14 protein-coding genes are annotated in these 15836 nt (G+C 66.0%); 9 read left to right on the forward strand and 5 right to left on the reverse strand.

The window, feature by feature from the left end:
- Nucleotides 1-5 precede the first annotated feature (5 nt).
- Complete coding sequence (locus tag ACIQLF_RS04400; protein WP_400294744.1) at nt 6-1265, forward strand: CynX/NimT family MFS transporter; 1260 nt, start codon at nt 6-8, stop codon at nt 1263-1265.
- 14 nt (nt 1266-1279) lie between these two features.
- On the opposite strand, the gene ACIQLF_RS04405 is transcribed toward ACIQLF_RS04400, so the two are convergent.
- The 3 genes from ACIQLF_RS04405 to ACIQLF_RS04415 form a co-directional block, all read right to left on the reverse strand.
- Nucleotides 1280-1906 carry a trimeric intracellular cation channel family protein gene (locus ACIQLF_RS04405; protein WP_400295046.1) on the reverse strand — a complete coding sequence of 209 codons (627 nt, stop codon included), beginning with the start codon at nt 1904-1906 and terminating at the stop codon, nt 1280-1282.
- 320 nt (nt 1907-2226) lie between these two features.
- On the reverse strand, nt 2227-2724 hold the full coding sequence (locus ACIQLF_RS04410) for a hypothetical protein (RefSeq protein ID WP_400294747.1): 498 nt from the start codon (nt 2722-2724) through the stop codon (nt 2227-2229).
- Nucleotides 2725-2964: 240 nt separating this feature from the next.
- Nucleotides 2965-3513 (reverse strand): DUF1697 domain-containing protein, encoded by a 549-nt coding sequence (locus tag ACIQLF_RS04415; protein ID WP_400294749.1) that lies wholly within the window; start codon nt 3511-3513, stop codon nt 2965-2967.
- 134 nt (nt 3514-3647) lie between these two features.
- Here ACIQLF_RS04415 and ACIQLF_RS04420 point away from each other — a divergent pair, with 134 nt between their 5' ends.
- Entirely contained in the window at nt 3648-5609 is a 1962-nt protein-coding gene (locus ACIQLF_RS04420) for a prolyl oligopeptidase family serine peptidase (RefSeq protein ID WP_400294751.1), read from the forward strand.
- A 78-nt stretch (nt 5610-5687) separates the two neighbouring features.
- Here ACIQLF_RS04420 and ACIQLF_RS04425 read toward each other — a convergent pair whose 3' ends face one another.
- Nucleotides 5688-7031 (reverse strand): MFS transporter, encoded by a 1344-nt coding sequence (locus tag ACIQLF_RS04425; protein WP_400294754.1) that lies wholly within the window; start codon nt 7029-7031, stop codon nt 5688-5690.
- A gap of 110 nt (nt 7032-7141) precedes the next feature.
- Between ACIQLF_RS04425 and ACIQLF_RS04430 the strand changes: the two genes are divergently transcribed.
- Complete coding sequence (locus ACIQLF_RS04430) at nt 7142-7621, forward strand: acyl-CoA thioesterase (protein ID WP_400294757.1); 480 nt, start codon at nt 7142-7144, stop codon at nt 7619-7621.
- 12 nt (nt 7622-7633) lie between these two features.
- On the opposite strand, the gene ACIQLF_RS04435 is transcribed toward ACIQLF_RS04430, so the two are convergent.
- The gene (locus ACIQLF_RS04435) at nt 7634-8653 is read right to left on the reverse strand and encodes an AraC family transcriptional regulator (protein WP_400294760.1); all 1020 of its coding nucleotides are present in this window, start codon (nt 8651-8653) and stop codon (nt 7634-7636) included.
- 150 nt (nt 8654-8803) lie between these two features.
- Here ACIQLF_RS04435 and ACIQLF_RS04440 point away from each other — a divergent pair, with 150 nt between their 5' ends.
- The 6 genes from ACIQLF_RS04440 (at nt 8804) to ACIQLF_RS04465 (ending at nt 15822) form a co-directional block, all read left to right on the forward strand.
- Nucleotides 8804-9592 (forward strand): SDR family oxidoreductase, encoded by a 789-nt coding sequence (locus tag ACIQLF_RS04440; protein ID WP_400294763.1) that lies wholly within the window; start codon nt 8804-8806, stop codon nt 9590-9592.
- Nucleotides 9593-9653: 61 nt separating this feature from the next.
- Nucleotides 9654-10889 (forward strand): styrene monooxygenase/indole monooxygenase family protein, encoded by a 1236-nt coding sequence (locus tag ACIQLF_RS04445; protein WP_400294766.1) that lies wholly within the window; start codon nt 9654-9656, stop codon nt 10887-10889.
- A gap of 52 nt (nt 10890-10941) precedes the next feature.
- On the forward strand, nt 10942-12675 hold the full coding sequence (locus ACIQLF_RS04450; protein WP_400294769.1) for a flavin reductase: 1734 nt from the start codon (nt 10942-10944) through the stop codon (nt 12673-12675).
- Between the two features lie 15 nt (nt 12676-12690).
- Nucleotides 12691-14313 carry a phytoene desaturase family protein gene (locus tag ACIQLF_RS04455; protein ID WP_400294771.1) on the forward strand — a complete coding sequence of 541 codons (1623 nt, stop codon included), beginning with the start codon at nt 12691-12693 and terminating at the stop codon, nt 14311-14313.
- Between the two features lie 135 nt (nt 14314-14448).
- Nucleotides 14449-15249 carry a cyclase family protein gene (locus tag ACIQLF_RS04460; protein ID WP_400294774.1) on the forward strand — a complete coding sequence of 267 codons (801 nt, stop codon included), beginning with the start codon at nt 14449-14451 and terminating at the stop codon, nt 15247-15249.
- A 114-nt stretch (nt 15250-15363) separates the two neighbouring features.
- Complete coding sequence (locus ACIQLF_RS04465) at nt 15364-15822, forward strand: flavin reductase family protein (protein WP_400294776.1); 459 nt, start codon at nt 15364-15366, stop codon at nt 15820-15822.
- Nucleotides 15823-15836 lie beyond the last annotated feature (14 nt).

Consider the following 15836-nt stretch of genomic DNA (forward strand, 5'->3'; position numbering starts at 1 on the left):
CCTTCATGACCCCCACCGCCCAGCTGCAAAATATGACGGGCCGCATCGGAGCACTGCTTGGAATCCTGCTCATGGCCCTGTCCCTGCGCGCCGCGGTGGTTTCCGTCCCACCGCTGTTGGGAAGCATCGGGCCGGAACTCGGGTTTGATTCCTTCAGCACCGGATTGCTGGCCATGCTGGCACCCATTGTTTTTGCCGCGTTCGGACTGCTGACACCCCGCCTGATCCGCTGGTGGGGCTTGGAGAAGGTTTTGGTCACTGCGGTTCTGCTTGCGGTCGCCGGCCAGCTGGTGAGGTCGCTGGTGGGCGACGTCAGCAGCTTCCTGCTGCTGTCGGTGATCACACTTGCAGGATATGGAATGGGCAACGTCGTGTTGCCGCCGCTGGTCAAGAAATACTTCCCGGATCGTCTGGCGGTGGTGACCTCCGGGTACGTGACGATGCTGGCAGTGGGAACCTGGATGGCCCCGCAATTCTCGGTGCCGCTGGCCAACGCAACCGGCGACTGGCGCACCTCGATCGCCGCGTGGGCGTTGCTCTCGGCCATCGTGTTGGTGCCGTGGGCCATCCAGCTTTTCAAGGACCGCAAGCAGCCGCGTCCCGACATGCCTTTGGTCAACGGATTGGTTGCCGCACCGCCGGCCAAGATCAACCCCTGGCGTTCACCCGTGGCCTGGGGGCTGGCGATTTTCTTGGCCGGAAACTCCGCACAGACCTACGTGTACTTCACCTGGCTGCCTCCGTACCTCTCGTCGCAAGGTCTGGACACCCTGACCGCCGGATCCATGCTGGCCCTCTTTGCCATCCTGGGCCTGCCGGTCAGCCTGCTGGTGCCGCTATGGGTTCCACGGCTGCGCCATCCGATCATCGCCGTGCTGGTCTTCACCTCGTTTTGGATCACCGGCCACCTCGGTATGTATCTCTCACCGGCTCAGGGCACCGTCGTTTGGGTGGTCTTTGCCGGCCTGGGGCAGGGCACCTTTGCCATCGCGCTGCTGATGATGAACCTGCGTTCGCGCACGACCTACGGCTCGGGGGTGCTTTCCGGATTCAGCCAAGGCCTGGGCTACGCGGGTGCCGCGATCGTTCCGATGCTCTTCGGGATGGTCAAGGACGCGACCGGCGGCTGGAGCGCTTCCTTTGCGATGCTCGGCATCTGCATTGCGGTCATGCTCACCGGCGCCGTGATGATCAACGGGCCGCGAAAGATCGAAGACAGCCCCGGCGACGCGGGAGCTCCGCGGCCGCTCGAGCGCGTGGTCTAGACGGGCCAAGCCGGTCAGTTCAATGTGGCTTCCCTGTGCCAAGGGCCGACGGCCCGCGGCACCCGCCAGTGGAACGTCAGGGCCAGCACACGCAACAGGAACACTGCGGCCGCAACGGCCAGTTGCCACGCCCCGCCGGTCAATCCCATGCCCCAGAAACCGGCAATGAGACCCGCGCCGAGCATCGCCGGGACGGCGTAGATGTCCCGCGGGTTGAACAGTTCGGGCGTCTTGTTGGCCACGACATCGCGCAGCAACCCGCCGCCGACCGCGGATGTGACGCCCAGCAGCGCCGAGGCGAAGGGGTTCATGCCCGATTCCAGCGCCTTGATGGTTCCGGTGATGCAGAACAGGGCCAGCCCTGCCGCATCGAAGACCAGCAGCGGGCGCATCATCCGCTGGACCCCGGGTGCCAGGAAAAAGACAAGCAGTGCTGCCAGCACGGGTGGAATGAAGTAGAACGGGTTGGCGAAGGCCGTCGGTGTCTGCCCGAGGATGACGTCGCGGATGATGCCGCCGCCGATCCCGGTCAGCCCCGCAAGGAGCAGTGAGCCGACGATGTCGAATCCTCGCCGTGCCGCCAGCAGGGAACCCGAAACCCCGAAGAAAAAGACCCCAAACAGGTCGAGCACCAGTGGCATTGTCAATGGAGGCTGTCCTTTTCGTCGGCGGGGGATCGGTCAATCAGGCAGGCTACAGCATCCGGTGTCGCCGCGGTTAATCACAAGGCTCCGCTTCTACACGGTGCCGGATTCCTCCATGGCGCGGCAGGGGGCCCAGGGAACCATCCCCCCAAATACCGTAAGCCTGGGCATCGCAGGTGGGGCGGAGACCCGCATCCGTCGGCGCCTTGCCGTGGGTGACCGGCGGCCACAACAGAGGCAAGACAACCGCGGGCAAAACAAGGGTCGGGTGTACCGGGACAATGCCCCGGTGCACCCGACCGTGTTGCCGTACTTGGCTACTTGTTGTCGTCCGAGTCAAGCGCAACGACCAGCGTCTGCGTCTTGGACTCGGTCTGGATCTCCGACCAGATGTTCTTCTTGACCTTCTTCACCTTCTTGCCCTTGGTCTTGACCTTCACCACGACCTGCTTGACCAGGGTGCGGTACTTGACCGTGGTGGTGACCTCGTACGTACCGACGCCAAGCTTGGCTTTCTTCTTGCCATCCACCAGGACGGTGCTGTCCTGCACAACGGTCAGGGTCTTGGAGACGACCTTGGCCTGCTTGCGGACCGTGACCCTCGGCGTGATCGTGGCAAGCTCATCGGCTTCGATGGTCTTGTTCTTGATATCGCGGATGACAATCGTCGGCTTCGACTGTGCCTTGGATTGCGACTTGTGGCTCTGAACGGCGGAAGCCGACGACGGGGCGGCCGTGGCAACGGCGGCACCGCCCAGGACCATTGACGACGCAGCAATGATGGCAGCAGTGGCGCGGCCGATACGATTCTTCATGCTTCTCCTTGTTTCAGGCCGGGGTGCGGCTCCGGCCGATTGGCTGTCCCGGGAATCATAGGCATCGCTTGACGACAATAACTAGTGGGCAGACCGCATATGTAAACAAATTTTGCATAAGTTGGTTGCACAACGGCCGCCAACGAATCCTTCCGCGGTCGTTTGTGGCCGAGCTCCTCTACGGCCTCCGGCGTGGAGAACCGGTTGAAGTTCTCGGAACGAAGTGGGCAGGAAACGCAACTATGCCAGTGCCTTGAGCGCCGTGAGCATCTTGTTGATGGTGTTCATGTTCCTGGTTGTGACAAGGAACTTTGAAGACATCTTGGTGAAATGCTTGGCAAGCTGGCTGTCGAGGCTCTGCCCGCGGGGCACCTCCCAGCAGATTCCGTGGGCAAGTTGTTCGACGCGTTCATCGCCCGAGGGCTGCGGGGCAGTGCCCAGGATGCTAGCAGCCTCCTCCGCGGACTCGGTCAGGACCAGGTAGTCATGACGCTGGATTCCGTCATTCGGAGGGACGAACGGGAAGTTCCCGGCCAGGAACTCAAGCTGTTCCACATCCTGCACGATCACCCGGGTGCCGTAGCCGTAGGCCGAGTCGATGGCCGCCTCGCAGGTCCTTTTCACTGCCTCGGGGTCCGGCTCATCGCTTGCAAGCACCACGTTCCCGCTGGCCAGCAGCGTGCGCACCCGGGAAAAACCTGCCTGTTCCAGCAGCACAGCCAGGTCCTTCATGAGAATCTTGACGCCGCCGACGTTCACGCCGCGCAGGAAAATCGCATAGAAATACATGCTGCCAAGTCTGCGCCGCGCAGCGCGGGTTCGGCAAGGCGACCCGCTGCGCGTCTGCCCGTTGCGAGGAAACGCAAGAAAACCCACGTCGGAGGATCAATCTATGCGCGGCGCACGGGGTCTAAGATCTCATCATGACTACGACGCTGCCCTATGGCTCCTGGCCCTCGCCGATCACCGCAGAACACGTTGCAGCCGGGACCACCCCGGTGGGCGGCGGCGACTTGGTGGGGGATGAATTGTGGTGGCTCGAGGGCCGTCCCGCCGAAGGCGGACGCCTGACGGTAATGGCGCGCGGGACCCTGACCGATGAGGCTTCGCGAGAGCTCGTCTCCGCCCCCTTCAACGTGCGCAGCAGGGTCAACGAATACGGCGGATCCTCCTGGGCCGCGATTCCCGTGGACGGTGCCCAGAAGCTCGTCTTCGCGAACTTCGCCGACCAACGGCTCTACCTGGCCGGTGCGAACGGCGAGACCCCGGTGCCGCTGACCCCGGAAAGCGCAGGGGCGGACGGGGACCCGCAATTGCGGTTTGCCGAGATCGTTCCGGGCATCACCGCGGGCGAGGTCCTTGCCGTGTGCGAGGACCATCGCGAAGGGCTGCGCCGCTACATCGTCGCTGTCCCGCTGGACGGATCGGCCGCGGCGGACGCAGGCAGGCTTCGCGAGGTCAGCCCGTCCTCCCGTTTTGTCGCCTGCCCGCGGCTGAGTCCCGACCAAACCAAGCTGAGCTGGGTCTCCTGGGAACACCCACAAATGCCGTGGGACGGAACCGAACTCCACGTGGGGGACCTGGTCGACGGGCGCGTGGCCACCGAATCCGTGCTGGCGGGTTCCACCACGGAATCGGTGCTGCAGCCCGAATGGCTCAACGACGGCGAGCTGGTCTTCGCCTCCGACCGCAGCGGCTGGTGGAACCTGTACGCTCACACGCTGGAAACCGGCCAACAGCGCGCGCTGTGCACCCGCGAGGAGGAATTCGCCGGCCCGCTGTGGGCGCTGGGACAGAACTGGTACAAGGTGGAAAGCGAGCGCAGCCTGCTGGTGACCCACGGAACCCACGGCAGCTCGCTGTCCCGACTGGACCTTGCCACCGGGGAACTGGCCGGGATCAAGCTGCCGTTCACCAGGATTTCCCCCTCGGCGCTGGGCGGAAACCGGCTGTTGGCTACAGCCACCTCGCTGATGGAGGGCGACGGCCTGCGGCTGATCGACCTTGAAACCCTGGATGCGGAAAACGTCTCCCTGTCGCTCTCCGCGCTGCCGGACCCCGAGGCGCTGCCGCACGCCAAAGCCATGGAATTCGCCACCGCCGACGGGTCGCCGGTCTACGCCCATGTGTACGCACCGCGGCTGGGGGAGTACGCGGGACCCGCGGGTGAGAAGCCCCCGTTCGTCGCGTTCGTGCACGGAGGACCGACCTCGCAGGCCTTTGCCCAGCTATCGCTGTCCATCGCCTACTACACCTCGCGCGGCATCGGCGTGGTCGATGTGAACTACGGCGGCTCGACGGGCTTCGGCCGCGCCTACCGCGAACGGCTGCGCGGCCAGTGGGGCGTCGTCGACGTGCAGGACACCGTGGCAGTCATGGAGGGGCTCGTCGCGGCGGGCCTGGCCGACGGCAACCGGCTGGCGATCGAGGGCGGAAGCGCCGGGGGCTGGACCGTGCTCAATGCGCTGACCACCACGGAGACCTTCAGGGCCGGCATCTCCCGCTACGGGGTATCCGACCTGGTCGGATTGGTCACCGACACCCACGACTTCGAGTCCCGCTACATGGAATCCCTCGTCGGCCCCTACCCGGAGGCCGCCGAGCTTTACGCGCAGCGCGCGCCCATCAACCACGTCGATGACATCTCCTGCCCGGTGCTGCTCCTGCAGGGCGACGAGGACAGGGTGGTGCCCCCGGCCCAGTCGCAGGTCGTCGCCGACGCCCTTGCCGCCAACGGGGTGCCGCACGCCTATGTGCTCTACGCGGGGGAACAGCACGGCTTCCGCCGCATGGAAACCATCGTCAACGCGCTGGAGACATCGCTGGGTTTCTACGCGACGGTTTTCGGGTTCGACGCCGACGTTCCGTCGCTGGAACTGGGCTAGCAAGCGCCTGGAACACAAAACGCGTGAGGCGCCGGACCCTTTCGGGGACCGGCGCTTCACGCGCTGTATCAGGGATGGTTAGTCGAGCACCACTTCGCGTTCGGCCGCAAGCACCGGGGCGGAGGTGTCGGTGATGCGCGGCGGGATCATCGACACGGCCAGGGCCGCGACCACGCCGACGATGGCGAAGAAGACGAAGTTAAACTGGAAGTTCATGCCGGTGGAGGCGATCCAGCCGCCGATGATAGGGCCGGAGATGGCGCCCAGCCGGGCGAAGGACAACGCCCAGCCCGTGGCAGTGCCGCGCTGGGCGGCCGGGTAGTAGTCGGCGATGTAGCCGGTGAGGACCAGCGAGGTGGAGATCGAGCCGATGCCCGCGAAGGCCACGAAGCACAGGTTGATGAACATGGTGTTCGGGAACATCAGCAGCAGGATGCCGCCGGCGCCCAACAGGTAGAAGATCACCAGGATCGGCTTCTGCCCGTACTTGTCGGCCAACCAGCCGAGGGCCAGGCCGCCTGCGGCCGAGGCCAGCGAGAAGACCAGCAGGAAGGTGAGCGAGGTGCCGAGGTCGTAGCCGGCCTTGCGCATGATCTGCGGCAGCCAGGTGTTCAAGCCGTAGACAAGCACCATGCCGCAGAACAGCGAGATCCAGAAGAAGACGGTCGAACGCAGGTACTTGCCGGAGAACATGGCGGCCATGACCTCGCGCCACGGAACCTTTGCACCCGGCTTGGCCGGTGCCGCCGGCTCGTAGTTGCGCACGTTGAGCTTTGCCGCCAGGGCCTTGGCCTCGGCGATCTTGCCCTTGGAGGCCAGGTACTCGAGGGACTCGGGGAGCATCCAGGCGACCAGGGGAAGGATCAGCACCGGCAGCGCGCCGACGGCGATGACCCAGCGCCAGCCGAGCGTGGGCAGCAATGCCATGGCGACCAGGGCAGCCGCCACGATGCCCAGCGAATAGCCGGAGTACATGATGCCGTAGTTCAGCGAGCGCTTCTTCGGGGCCGAGTATTCAATGGTCAGTGCCGCGGCGACCGGGATGATTCCGCCCATGCCCAGGCCGCCGAGGAAGCGGAAGAAACCGAACATTTCCGGGGTCGGGGCCATGGCCGCGCCAACCTGCGTGACAGTGAAGATGAGCATGGCAAGCAGCAGCATCTTGCGGCGGCCGATGATATCGCTCAGGGTGCCGATGAATAACGCGCCGAAGAGCATTCCGACCAGGGCGTAGGCGCCGAGGCCGCCGAGCTGCAGCGGGGTCAGCGACCATTCCTTGTACTCGGCCAGTGCCGGCAGCACCGCGCCGAGCACGCCGACGTCGTAGCCTTCGGCCAGGATGGCCAGCCAGCAGGCGAATAGCACAATGCCGGTGGTGCGCTTGGGAATGTTCCAGTCCGAAACCGTGGATGAGGGCGCCACGTGGTTCTCCTTGCGTGGAAGGGAAGAAAATGGGTGGTGGTGCGACGATCCCTAGTAGTATGTCGTTAAAGTGACGTACGTAACAATAGTTGGATGGGATTTGGTCGGTGATGGACAAGAATGTGCCTGACGTGGATCGGGGTGCCGATGGCGCGATCGATGCCCTGGTGTGGGAGTTCCTTGCCGGCGGGCTGGCCGGAAATTCCCTGCAGCGCACCATTGAATGGGTGGACACGGACGCAGCCGGGCACCAGCACAACTCGGTGATCCTGCGCTTTGTCGAGGCCGCCGAGGCAAAGCTCTTCCGTGAGCTGGGCCAAAACTCGTATTTCGCCATCGCGCCGCGCGTGCGTCACGAGACCGACTACCGCGCCAAGCTCTACTTCGGCCAGGCGGTCACCACGGCTGTGGTTGTCCAGCGCATCGGCACCAGCTCCATGGACTTCGCCTTTAGGGTGTGGGGGCATCCGCACGACGGTCGCGACGCGGTGCTAGCCGCCGAGGGTCGCTTCGTTACCGTCTGCGTGCCGCAGGGCAGCGAGAGCTCGGCGCCGTGGCCTGAGGAAATCCACGCGGCGCTGCGGAAGTAGCGTCCAGGCCGTTTACCTGGGGGACGAATCGCGCAGGGTCTGCGAGGGCGCCATCCCGAAGTGCTGCCTGTAGGCCTGCGCGAAGCGGCCCAGGTGCCCGAAGCCGCATCGTTCGGCAATGCTTGTCACGCTGTCGAGGTGCGGATCGGCTTCGCCGAGCATCAAGTGGGCGCGTTGCAGCCGTGCCTCGCGCAGCATCCGCGACGGTGTGGATCCCCGTTCCTTGGCCAGTGCGACCTGCAGTGTGCGGATCGAAACGCCCAGCGCCTCGGCCAGGTCCCCGACGCTGAGGTCCTCCCCGCTGTGGATTTCCAGGAGCTTGGAAAACGCCGAGACCAGGGTCGAATTCTTCATGCCCGCAGCGGGGGCGTCCCACTGGGTGAGCGCAGCGGAAAAGTTCGAGCTGGCCGCCGTGAGCCAACGCGCGAGGACCAATTCCTCGTGCAGCCGCCGGGCGTATGGCGTCGGCGCGGTGCTGGGGGTGTTGACCAGGTCGTGGTACTCGAAGACCGAGCGCATGAACGACTTGCCCTCCGGGCTGGAGATGTCCATGCTGTTCGCCAACTTCAGCGGCCCCTCGAGCCTGGCCCCGTAGAGTGCCGCTGCCGCATCGTTGAGCAGGCCGCGAGGGGCCGTGACTATCAACTGCGGGGTCCCGGCCTGCCAAGTCATCGAAAAATCATGGTCGATCGGAGGGATCGTGGCCAGGTTGGGCGTCGACTCGACAGTCGACCCCGCACTGCGCATTTGCGCCCTTCCCGAAAGCGGCACCTGGACCATGTAAAACGTCTCCAGGGCGCCGGGGCTGATCCGCACAGCCGTTCCGTAATCCAGCAAGTGGACGCCGAAGCCCGATCCGGAGGACCGCAGGTTCAATTTCACGTTTCCGCGCCCCGAAAGCGGTTGCAGCGTGTGCTCGCAAAAAAGCTCGCTGATGCGTTGCTGGGCCTCGTGCGGGTCGGGTGTTTGCAGCGTCGGCAGTGCGTCGAGCACGCGGCTTGGTGAAGGCATGGCGGGCTGCTGGGTCAGCATCCAGAATGCTCCTTTGCTGTGCTCGCGCCCTGCGCGCATCGGATGAAAAGTGCGCAAAGTGGATAGAGACGGCTGCGTCCCGGGGCGTAGTTTCTTGTCAGGCCACTCATTATGACACGGGTCACATGCAGTTTGTTCGGGAGGAAAACCATGAAATCGCTTCAGGATCGAGTCGTGCTGCTGACCGGCGGAGCCACCAAGGTCGGCGCCGGGGTCGCAGGTTCGCTGGTCGACGCGGGAGCCCACGTCATCGTCGTGGACATCGACGAGACGGGCGGCGCCGAACTGCAGGAACGCCACCCGGGCGTTGAATTCCACGCGGTGGACATCACCGACGACGCGGCCCTGGAGTCCCTGGTCGCCGGCATCGAGTCGACGCACGGGCGCCTCGACGGGTTGGTGAACCTTGCCTGCAGCTACCTTGACGACGGCATCGAATCCGACAGGGCCGACTGGCTCACCGCCCTGAACATCAACGTGGTCTCCGCGGTGATGCTCGCCAAGCTGGTCCGCCCGCTGCTTGCCGCCTCGGGGCACGGGGCGATCGTTAACTTCACCTCGATCTCATCCGGGATCTCGCAGACCGGACGCTGGCTCTACCCAGCCAGCAAGGCCACGCTGGTGCAGGTCACACGCTCCATGGCCGCGGACCTCGCCGCCGACGGCATCCGGGTGAATTCGGTCAGCCCGGGCTGGACCTGGTCCAAGATCATGGACACGCTCTCCGGCGGGGACCTGGCCAAGACCGACTCCGTCGCTGCGCCCTTCCACCTGCTGGGCAGGGTCGGGCGTCCGGGCGAGGTCGGCGACGTGGTTGCGTTCCTGCTCTCTGACCAGACCTCGTTTGTCACGGGCGCCGATTGGGCCGTCGATGGCGGCTACTCGGCCATGGGTCCCGAGCGCAACGAACCGGCCATCCCGCTGCTGGCGGCCAACTAGTTTCCCTTCGCAGCACCTCCCTCTTCCACTTCATTTCCAGCGAGAACAAGGAACCAGGATCATGACCCCACGCACCATCACCATCGTCGGCGCCGGACAGTCGGGCCTCCAGCTGGGCATCGGCCTGCTGGACGCCGGCTACGACGTCACCCTCGTCTCCAACCGCACCCCGGAGCAGATCCGCACCGGCTCCATAGCCTCCAGCCAGTGCATGTTCGATGCGGCGCTCGGGCACGAACGCGACCTGGGCCTGGACCTGTGGCCGAACGCCCCGGTGGTGGAGGGCATTTCCTTCACAGTGGCACCGCCGGAGGCGCCCGGCGTCAAGGCCATGAGCTGGGCGCACCGGCTGGACGCCCCGGCCCAGTCGATCGACCAGCGGGTCAAGTTCCCCGCGTTCATGGAGGTCTTCGAGGCGCGCGGCGGCACCCTGGTTTTCGAGGAGGCCGGGGTCGAGGACCTGGAGCGCTACGCGGAGAACAGCGACCTGGTGCTGGTGGCTGCGGGCAAGGGCGAGATCGCGGGCCTGTTCGAGCGCGACGCCGAGCGCAGCCGGTATGCGGCCCCGCAGCGGGCGCTTGCCCTGACCTACGTGAACGGCATGAAGCCGCGCGAAGAATTCTCCGCCGTCAACTTCAACCTCATCCCGGGCGTCGGCGAATACTTCGTGTTCCCCGCGCTGACCGTCACCGGCCCCTGCGACATCATGGTGTTCGAGGGCCTGCCCGGATCCGACATGGACTCCTGGAAGGGGCTGACCCCCGAGGAGCACCTGGAAAACTCGCTGCGGATCCTGCGCACCTACCTGCCGTGGGAAGCCGAGCGCTGCACGGACGTGACGCTCACCGACCCCAACGGCGTGCTGCAGGGCCGCTTCCCCCCGACCGTCCGGCACCCGCTGGCAACGCTGCCCTCCGGAAGGACCGTGCTGGGCATGGCCGACGTGGTGGTGCTCAACGACCCCATCACCGGGCAGGGCTCCAACAACGCGGCCAAGTGCGCGGCCGCCTACCTCGAGGGGATCCTCGAACACGGCGAGCGCCCCTACGACGACGAGTTCAAGCAGGGCCTCTTCGAGGGCTACTGGGAGTACGCGCGGCACGTCGCGGCCTGGACCAACACCATGCTGGCCCCGCCGGCCCCGCACGCGCTGCAGTTGCTGGCCACCGCCCAGGGGAACCCGGAGATCGCCAAGCGCTTCGCCAACGGCTTCGACTACCCGCCGGACTTCGCCGGGTGGTTCATGAGCGAGGAAGCCGCGGCCGACTACCTGGGCTCCTTCGACCCGGTGCACTAGCGCCGTCGAGCCCCGCCCCGTCACACACCATCCCCACACACTGGAGCTTTCAATGCGTACCATCGCCATCGTCGGGGCCGGAGAATCCGGTGCCCAGCTAGCCCTCGCCCTGCAGCGGTCGGGCCACAGCGTCACCCTGTTCTCCGACCGGTCGGCCCAGCAGATCCGCACCGGGTCGATCACCTCCAGCCAATGCGTGTTCTCGTCTTCCCTGCGGGTCCAGCAGCCGCTGGACATCCCCGGGGCGACCACCGCGGACATGGGCATCACCGGGGTGCACATGACCATCGCGGCGAGTGAGGGACTGGAGGAAATCGACTGGCGGGGCACGCTGGAGCGCCCGGCGCTGTCGGTGGACCAGCGGGTCAAGTGCGCGCACTGGATCGAGACGTTCATCGGCCGCGGGGGAGACTTCCGCATCGAGAAGCTTTCGGTGCGCAGGCTCGAGGAGCTCGCGGCGCTCTTCGACCTGGTGGTGGTGGGCACCGGGAAGGGCGAGCTCGGGCAGGTCTTTGCCACCGACAGGGCCAAGACGCCCTTCGACCGCCCGCAGCGCGCCGTGGCCGTCACTTACGTGTTGCCCGCGCAGGGTGCCGGTGGGGAACCCGATGCGTCAAGCATCAGGATGAACATCGTGCCCGGGGTCGGCGAGTTCTTCACCTTCCCCGGGCTCAGCACCGAGGGGCCGTGCCAGATGATGGTCTTCGAGGGCCTGCCCGGTGGCCCCATGGACTGCTGGGACGCCGTCAACAGCGCCGAGGAGCACCTGGCGATGTCGCTGGGGATCCTGCGCGAGCACTTCCCCCGCGAATACCCACGCTTTGCCGGCTCGGTGCTCAGCGACCCCGGTGCCGTGCTGCGCGGCCGCATCACCCCGGTGGTCCGCTCCGGGTTGGGGACGCTGCCCGGCGGCCGGCCGGTCATGGGCATGGGGGATGCGATCATGCTCAACGACCCGCTGACCGGCCAGGGGTCCAACAACGCGACGCTGGCAGCCGACCACTACGCCCGTGCCATCGACGCGCGCGGGGAAGAAGCCTTCGACTCCGAGTGGATGTTGCGCACCTTCGACGAGTTCTGGCGCGGCTGGGGCCAGTTCTCCACGGTGTGGACCAACTCCATGCTGCGCGAACGCAAGCCCTGGCAGCTTGACGTCCTCGCCACGGCCCGGCACCACGAGTCCCTGGCCGCCGCGCTGGCCAACGGGTTCGACGACCCTCGCACGCTCTTCCCCTGGTGGTTCGAGCCCGAGGAGGCCGAGGCGTTCATGGACCGCGCGGTGGCTGAGGAAGACGCCGCGTTCGACCTGCGCGACTTCCGCTCCACGCTGGGCCAGTTCGCCACGGGTGTCACCGTGGTGACAACGCGCACCCCGCAGGGCGTGAAGGCCGGCATGACGGCCAACTCCTTCACCTCCGTGTCCATGGATCCGCCGCTGGTGCTCTGGTGCCCCAGCAAGTTCGCCCCGTCGCTTGGCGACTTCGAGGCAGCCACGCACTTTGCCATCAACGTGCTCGAATCCTCCCAGCACGTGCTCTCGCGCCAGTTCGCGACCCCGGCGGAGGACAAGTTCGCAGGTGTTGACTGCGTAGAGGGGATCGCCGGGGTGCCGCTGCTCGAGGGCGCCGTCGCCACCTTCCAGTGCCGGACCGTGGCCAGGCACGAGGCGGGCGACCACGTCATCTACGTGGGCGAGGTGGAAAAATACTCCCGGATCGAGGGTGACCCGCTGGTCTTCCACGCAGGCGCCTACCACCGGACCGCCCTGCACCCGGACTTCAGCTAAGCGAGAGAGAAGCACATGGAAACCGACTACGTCGTCATTGGATCGGGCATCAATTCCCTGGTCGCCGCGGCCGAACTGGCGCGCAGCGGGGCGGAAGTGGTGCTGCTGGAGGAACACGAGCGGCTTGGCGGGTTCATCGACTCGGGGGAGCTGACGGTCCCTGGGTTCATCCACGACACGTTTTCCTCCTGGCATCCGTTGTTCGTCTCCGGGGGCGCCTACGCTGAGCTGGGCCAGGAGCTGCACGCCCGCGGCCTGCGCTACCGCAACACGGAGGACGCGAACACGCCCTGGGTGTGTGCGAGCATCGGCACCGACGCACGGGGGAACACCACTGCGGTCTACGCGCAACGTGACCCCGGTGCCACGGCCGCCGCCTTCGAACACGCGGAGGACCGCGAGGCCTACGCGCGCATGCTGGAGGACTTCGGGAAACAGGCGCCCGTCATCTTCGGCGTGCTGGGCAGCGAAATGAACCTGCCCAACGCCGCGAAACTCGGCTTCAAGGCAGTGCGCCTGGGCATGAACAGGGCCCAGCAGCTGGTGCGCCAGGGGCTGATGAGCGGACGCAACCTGACCCGCAGCACCTTCACCGGGACCGAGGCCGACCAGCTCTGGGCCCCCTGGCTGCTGCATGCCGGGCTCGGCCCCGAGCAGGCAAGCGGCGGGGTCATGCTCCCGGTCATGGCCGCGAGCATGCACCAATTCGGCCTGCCGGTGGTCCAGGGCGGGGCCGCGCAGTTCGTTGCCGCCTTTGAATCGCTGCTCACCGACCACGGAGTGGTGATCCGCAAGAACACCCGCGCACAGGGGGTGGTGGTCGCCAGCGGGCGCGCGGCGGCGGTGCGCACGGCCACCGAGACCTTCACTGCACGCAGGGGCATCCTTGCCTCCGTCTCGGTGCCGCAGCTGTACAACGAACTGCTCGAGCCCGCGGCCGTGCCGGAAGAAACCCGTGCCGAGGCCCGCGCCCACCGGCCGGGCCGCGCCGCCATGCAAGTCCACGTTGCGCTCTCCGGCCCCGTGCCGTGGAGCGACGGGCGTCTGGCCCGAACCCCGCTGATCCACATCTCGACGGGCTCCGACTCGACAGCCATCGCCTGCGCCCAGGCGGAGGCCGGGCTGCTTCCGGCCAACCCGACCATCGTGGTGGGCCAGCAATGCGTGCTCGATCCCTCCCGTGCGCCGGAGGGGCAGACGACGCTCTGGCTGCAGCTGCAGGAACTGCCGTTCAAACCCATCGGGGATGCCGCGGGGGAGCTGGACACCAGCGCCGGCTGGGACGAACAGCTCACGGCCGAGTTCATGCAAAGGGTGCTGGGGGCGATCGAGCAGTACGCCCCGGGCCTCGGGGTGCTGGTGCTCGGCATCAAGGCCTTCAACCCGCAACAGCTGAGCCGGGCGAACCGGAACGCTGTGTCCGGCGACCCGTACGGGGGAGCCGCCGAGCTGCACCAAAACCTGTTGTGGCGCCCGCTGCCGCGGCTGGGCAAGGGGCGCTCGCCGGTCAAGGGCCTCTGGCACATCGGGGCGGCGACGCATCCGGGTCCGGGCCTGGGTGGCGGCTCCGGCCACCTGGTTGCCCAGCAACTCATCCGGAGTGCCAAGAGATCCAAGTGGCGCCGATCCGACATGTGAGAAGGGTCTTTTGCTGGTCCCGATGCACTGATACATTGACAGTAAATTGATCAACAGTGACGACCGTCACTGGTTTTCGATGAACGCTTCCCGGTGGATGCAGCCGCATCCACCTTCACCAACACTGGAGTTGCCATGAGTCCCGTACGAGAAGTCCTTGCATCGCTGGCCACTGGTGCCGTCGAGATCCACGACCTGACTGCCCCGCTGTCGGCAGACACCCCGACGCTGGTGCTGCCGGAACCGTTCTCCAACCTGATCGACTTCCATCTCGACGAGGTCTCCGCCTACAACGAGCCCGGCCCGTTCTGGAAGCACCACAACATCCACACCGGCGAGCACATCGGCACGCACATCGACGCCCCGATCCACTGGATCTCCGGGCGCGAGGGCAAGGACGTCTCCCAGCTGGACCCCGCGCGCCTCATCGGCCCGGCCGTGGTGCTGGACTTCAGCTCCGAGGCCGCCGCGGACCCTGACTTCCTGATCGACATCGCGCACCTGGTCGCGTGGCAGGAAGAGCACGGTGCCTTCCCCGCCAACTCCTGGCTGCTCTTCCGCACGGGCTGGGACCAGTACGGGCACGACAAGCAGGCGTTCCTGAACCTCGACGAGAACGGATCCCACACCCCGGGATTCACCGCCGAGTGCGCCAAGTGGATCGCCGAGGAGCTCGAGATCTCCGGAATCGGCGTGGAAACCGTGGGCATCGACGCCGGCAACGCCGGCGCTCTGAACCCGCCGTTCCCGATGCACTACTTCCTGCTGGGTGCCGACAAGTACGGCATCACCTCGCTGAAGAACCTGGACAAGCTGCCGACCCACGGCGCGATGATCGTGGTGGCGCCGCTGCCGATCGTCGGCGGAACCGGCGCGCCGACCCGCGTGCTGGCCTTGGTGCATGGCAATGATTCGGTAGCCGGCGGGGCGATTTAGCGCAAAGAGGATAAGGCTCATCCGGGAACGGATAGATCCGCGTCACAGTCGCTGACAGCATGGATGCAACAGCGTAATCGCGCTGGGAAATCTGTCGTTGCTAGGGATACCAACATGAGTCTTTCTTCCACTGACGGGGGGCGGATCGTTACGGTCCGGCCCGAGGAATTGCGTGAGGGCATGCAAGCCTGGAAAACAGGAACAACCATCGTGACGGCTATGGGCGTACACGGTGAGCCTGTTGGCCTGGTGTGCAACTCCTTCACTTCCGTCTCGCTGGACCCGCCTCTCGTTTCGTGGTGCGTGGACCGCAAGTCTTCTTCCATCGAATCGTGGAGCACCATCGATGCCTTCTCGGTCCATATTCTCAAAGAGGGCCAGCAGGAGTGGATCACTCGATTCGCGAAGCGAGGCGCCGGGAAATTCCGGGGTATCGAAGCACCCCGGACGTCGGTGGGAAGCCCCGCACTGGACCTGGCAGGAACCCGTATGGATTGCGTTCTGACCAAGCGCTATGACGGCGGAGACCATCTCATCATGCTTGGCGAAGTGCACACCATTGAGAACAGATGACCATCATGACAACC

This window comes from Paeniglutamicibacter sp. NPDC091659 (genome assembly GCF_044756805.1).
Taxonomy (GTDB): domain Bacteria; phylum Actinomycetota; class Actinomycetes; order Actinomycetales; family Micrococcaceae; genus Paeniglutamicibacter.

Excerpts from the sequence above, each read along its gene's own strand:
- ACIQLF_RS04400 (WP_400294744.1), top strand. The coding sequence starts at position 6 with ATGACCCCCACCGCCCAGCTGCAAAATATGACGGGCCGCATCGGAGCA.
- ACIQLF_RS04405 (WP_400295046.1), bottom strand. The coding sequence starts at position 1,906 with ATGCCACTGGTGCTCGACCTGTTTGGGGTCTTTTTCTTCGGGGTTTCG.
- ACIQLF_RS04410 (WP_400294747.1), bottom strand. The coding sequence starts at position 2,724 with ATGAAGAATCGTATCGGCCGCGCCACTGCTGCCATCATTGCTGCGTCG.
- ACIQLF_RS04415 (WP_400294749.1), bottom strand. The coding sequence starts at position 3,513 with ATGTATTTCTATGCGATTTTCCTGCGCGGCGTGAACGTCGGCGGCGTC.
- ACIQLF_RS04420 (WP_400294751.1), top strand. The coding sequence starts at position 3,648 with ATGACTACGACGCTGCCCTATGGCTCCTGGCCCTCGCCGATCACCGCA.
- ACIQLF_RS04430 (WP_400294757.1), top strand. The coding sequence starts at position 7,142 with ATGGACAAGAATGTGCCTGACGTGGATCGGGGTGCCGATGGCGCGATC.
- ACIQLF_RS04435 (WP_400294760.1), bottom strand. The coding sequence starts at position 8,653 with ATGCTGACCCAGCAGCCCGCCATGCCTTCACCAAGCCGCGTGCTCGAC.
- ACIQLF_RS04440 (WP_400294763.1), top strand. The coding sequence starts at position 8,804 with ATGAAATCGCTTCAGGATCGAGTCGTGCTGCTGACCGGCGGAGCCACC.
- ACIQLF_RS04445 (WP_400294766.1), top strand. The coding sequence starts at position 9,654 with ATGACCCCACGCACCATCACCATCGTCGGCGCCGGACAGTCGGGCCTC.
- ACIQLF_RS04450 (WP_400294769.1), top strand. The coding sequence starts at position 10,942 with ATGCGTACCATCGCCATCGTCGGGGCCGGAGAATCCGGTGCCCAGCTA.
- ACIQLF_RS04455 (WP_400294771.1), top strand. The coding sequence starts at position 12,691 with ATGGAAACCGACTACGTCGTCATTGGATCGGGCATCAATTCCCTGGTC.
- ACIQLF_RS04460 (WP_400294774.1), top strand. The coding sequence starts at position 14,449 with ATGAGTCCCGTACGAGAAGTCCTTGCATCGCTGGCCACTGGTGCCGTC.
- ACIQLF_RS04465 (WP_400294776.1), top strand. The coding sequence starts at position 15,364 with ATGAGTCTTTCTTCCACTGACGGGGGGCGGATCGTTACGGTCCGGCCC.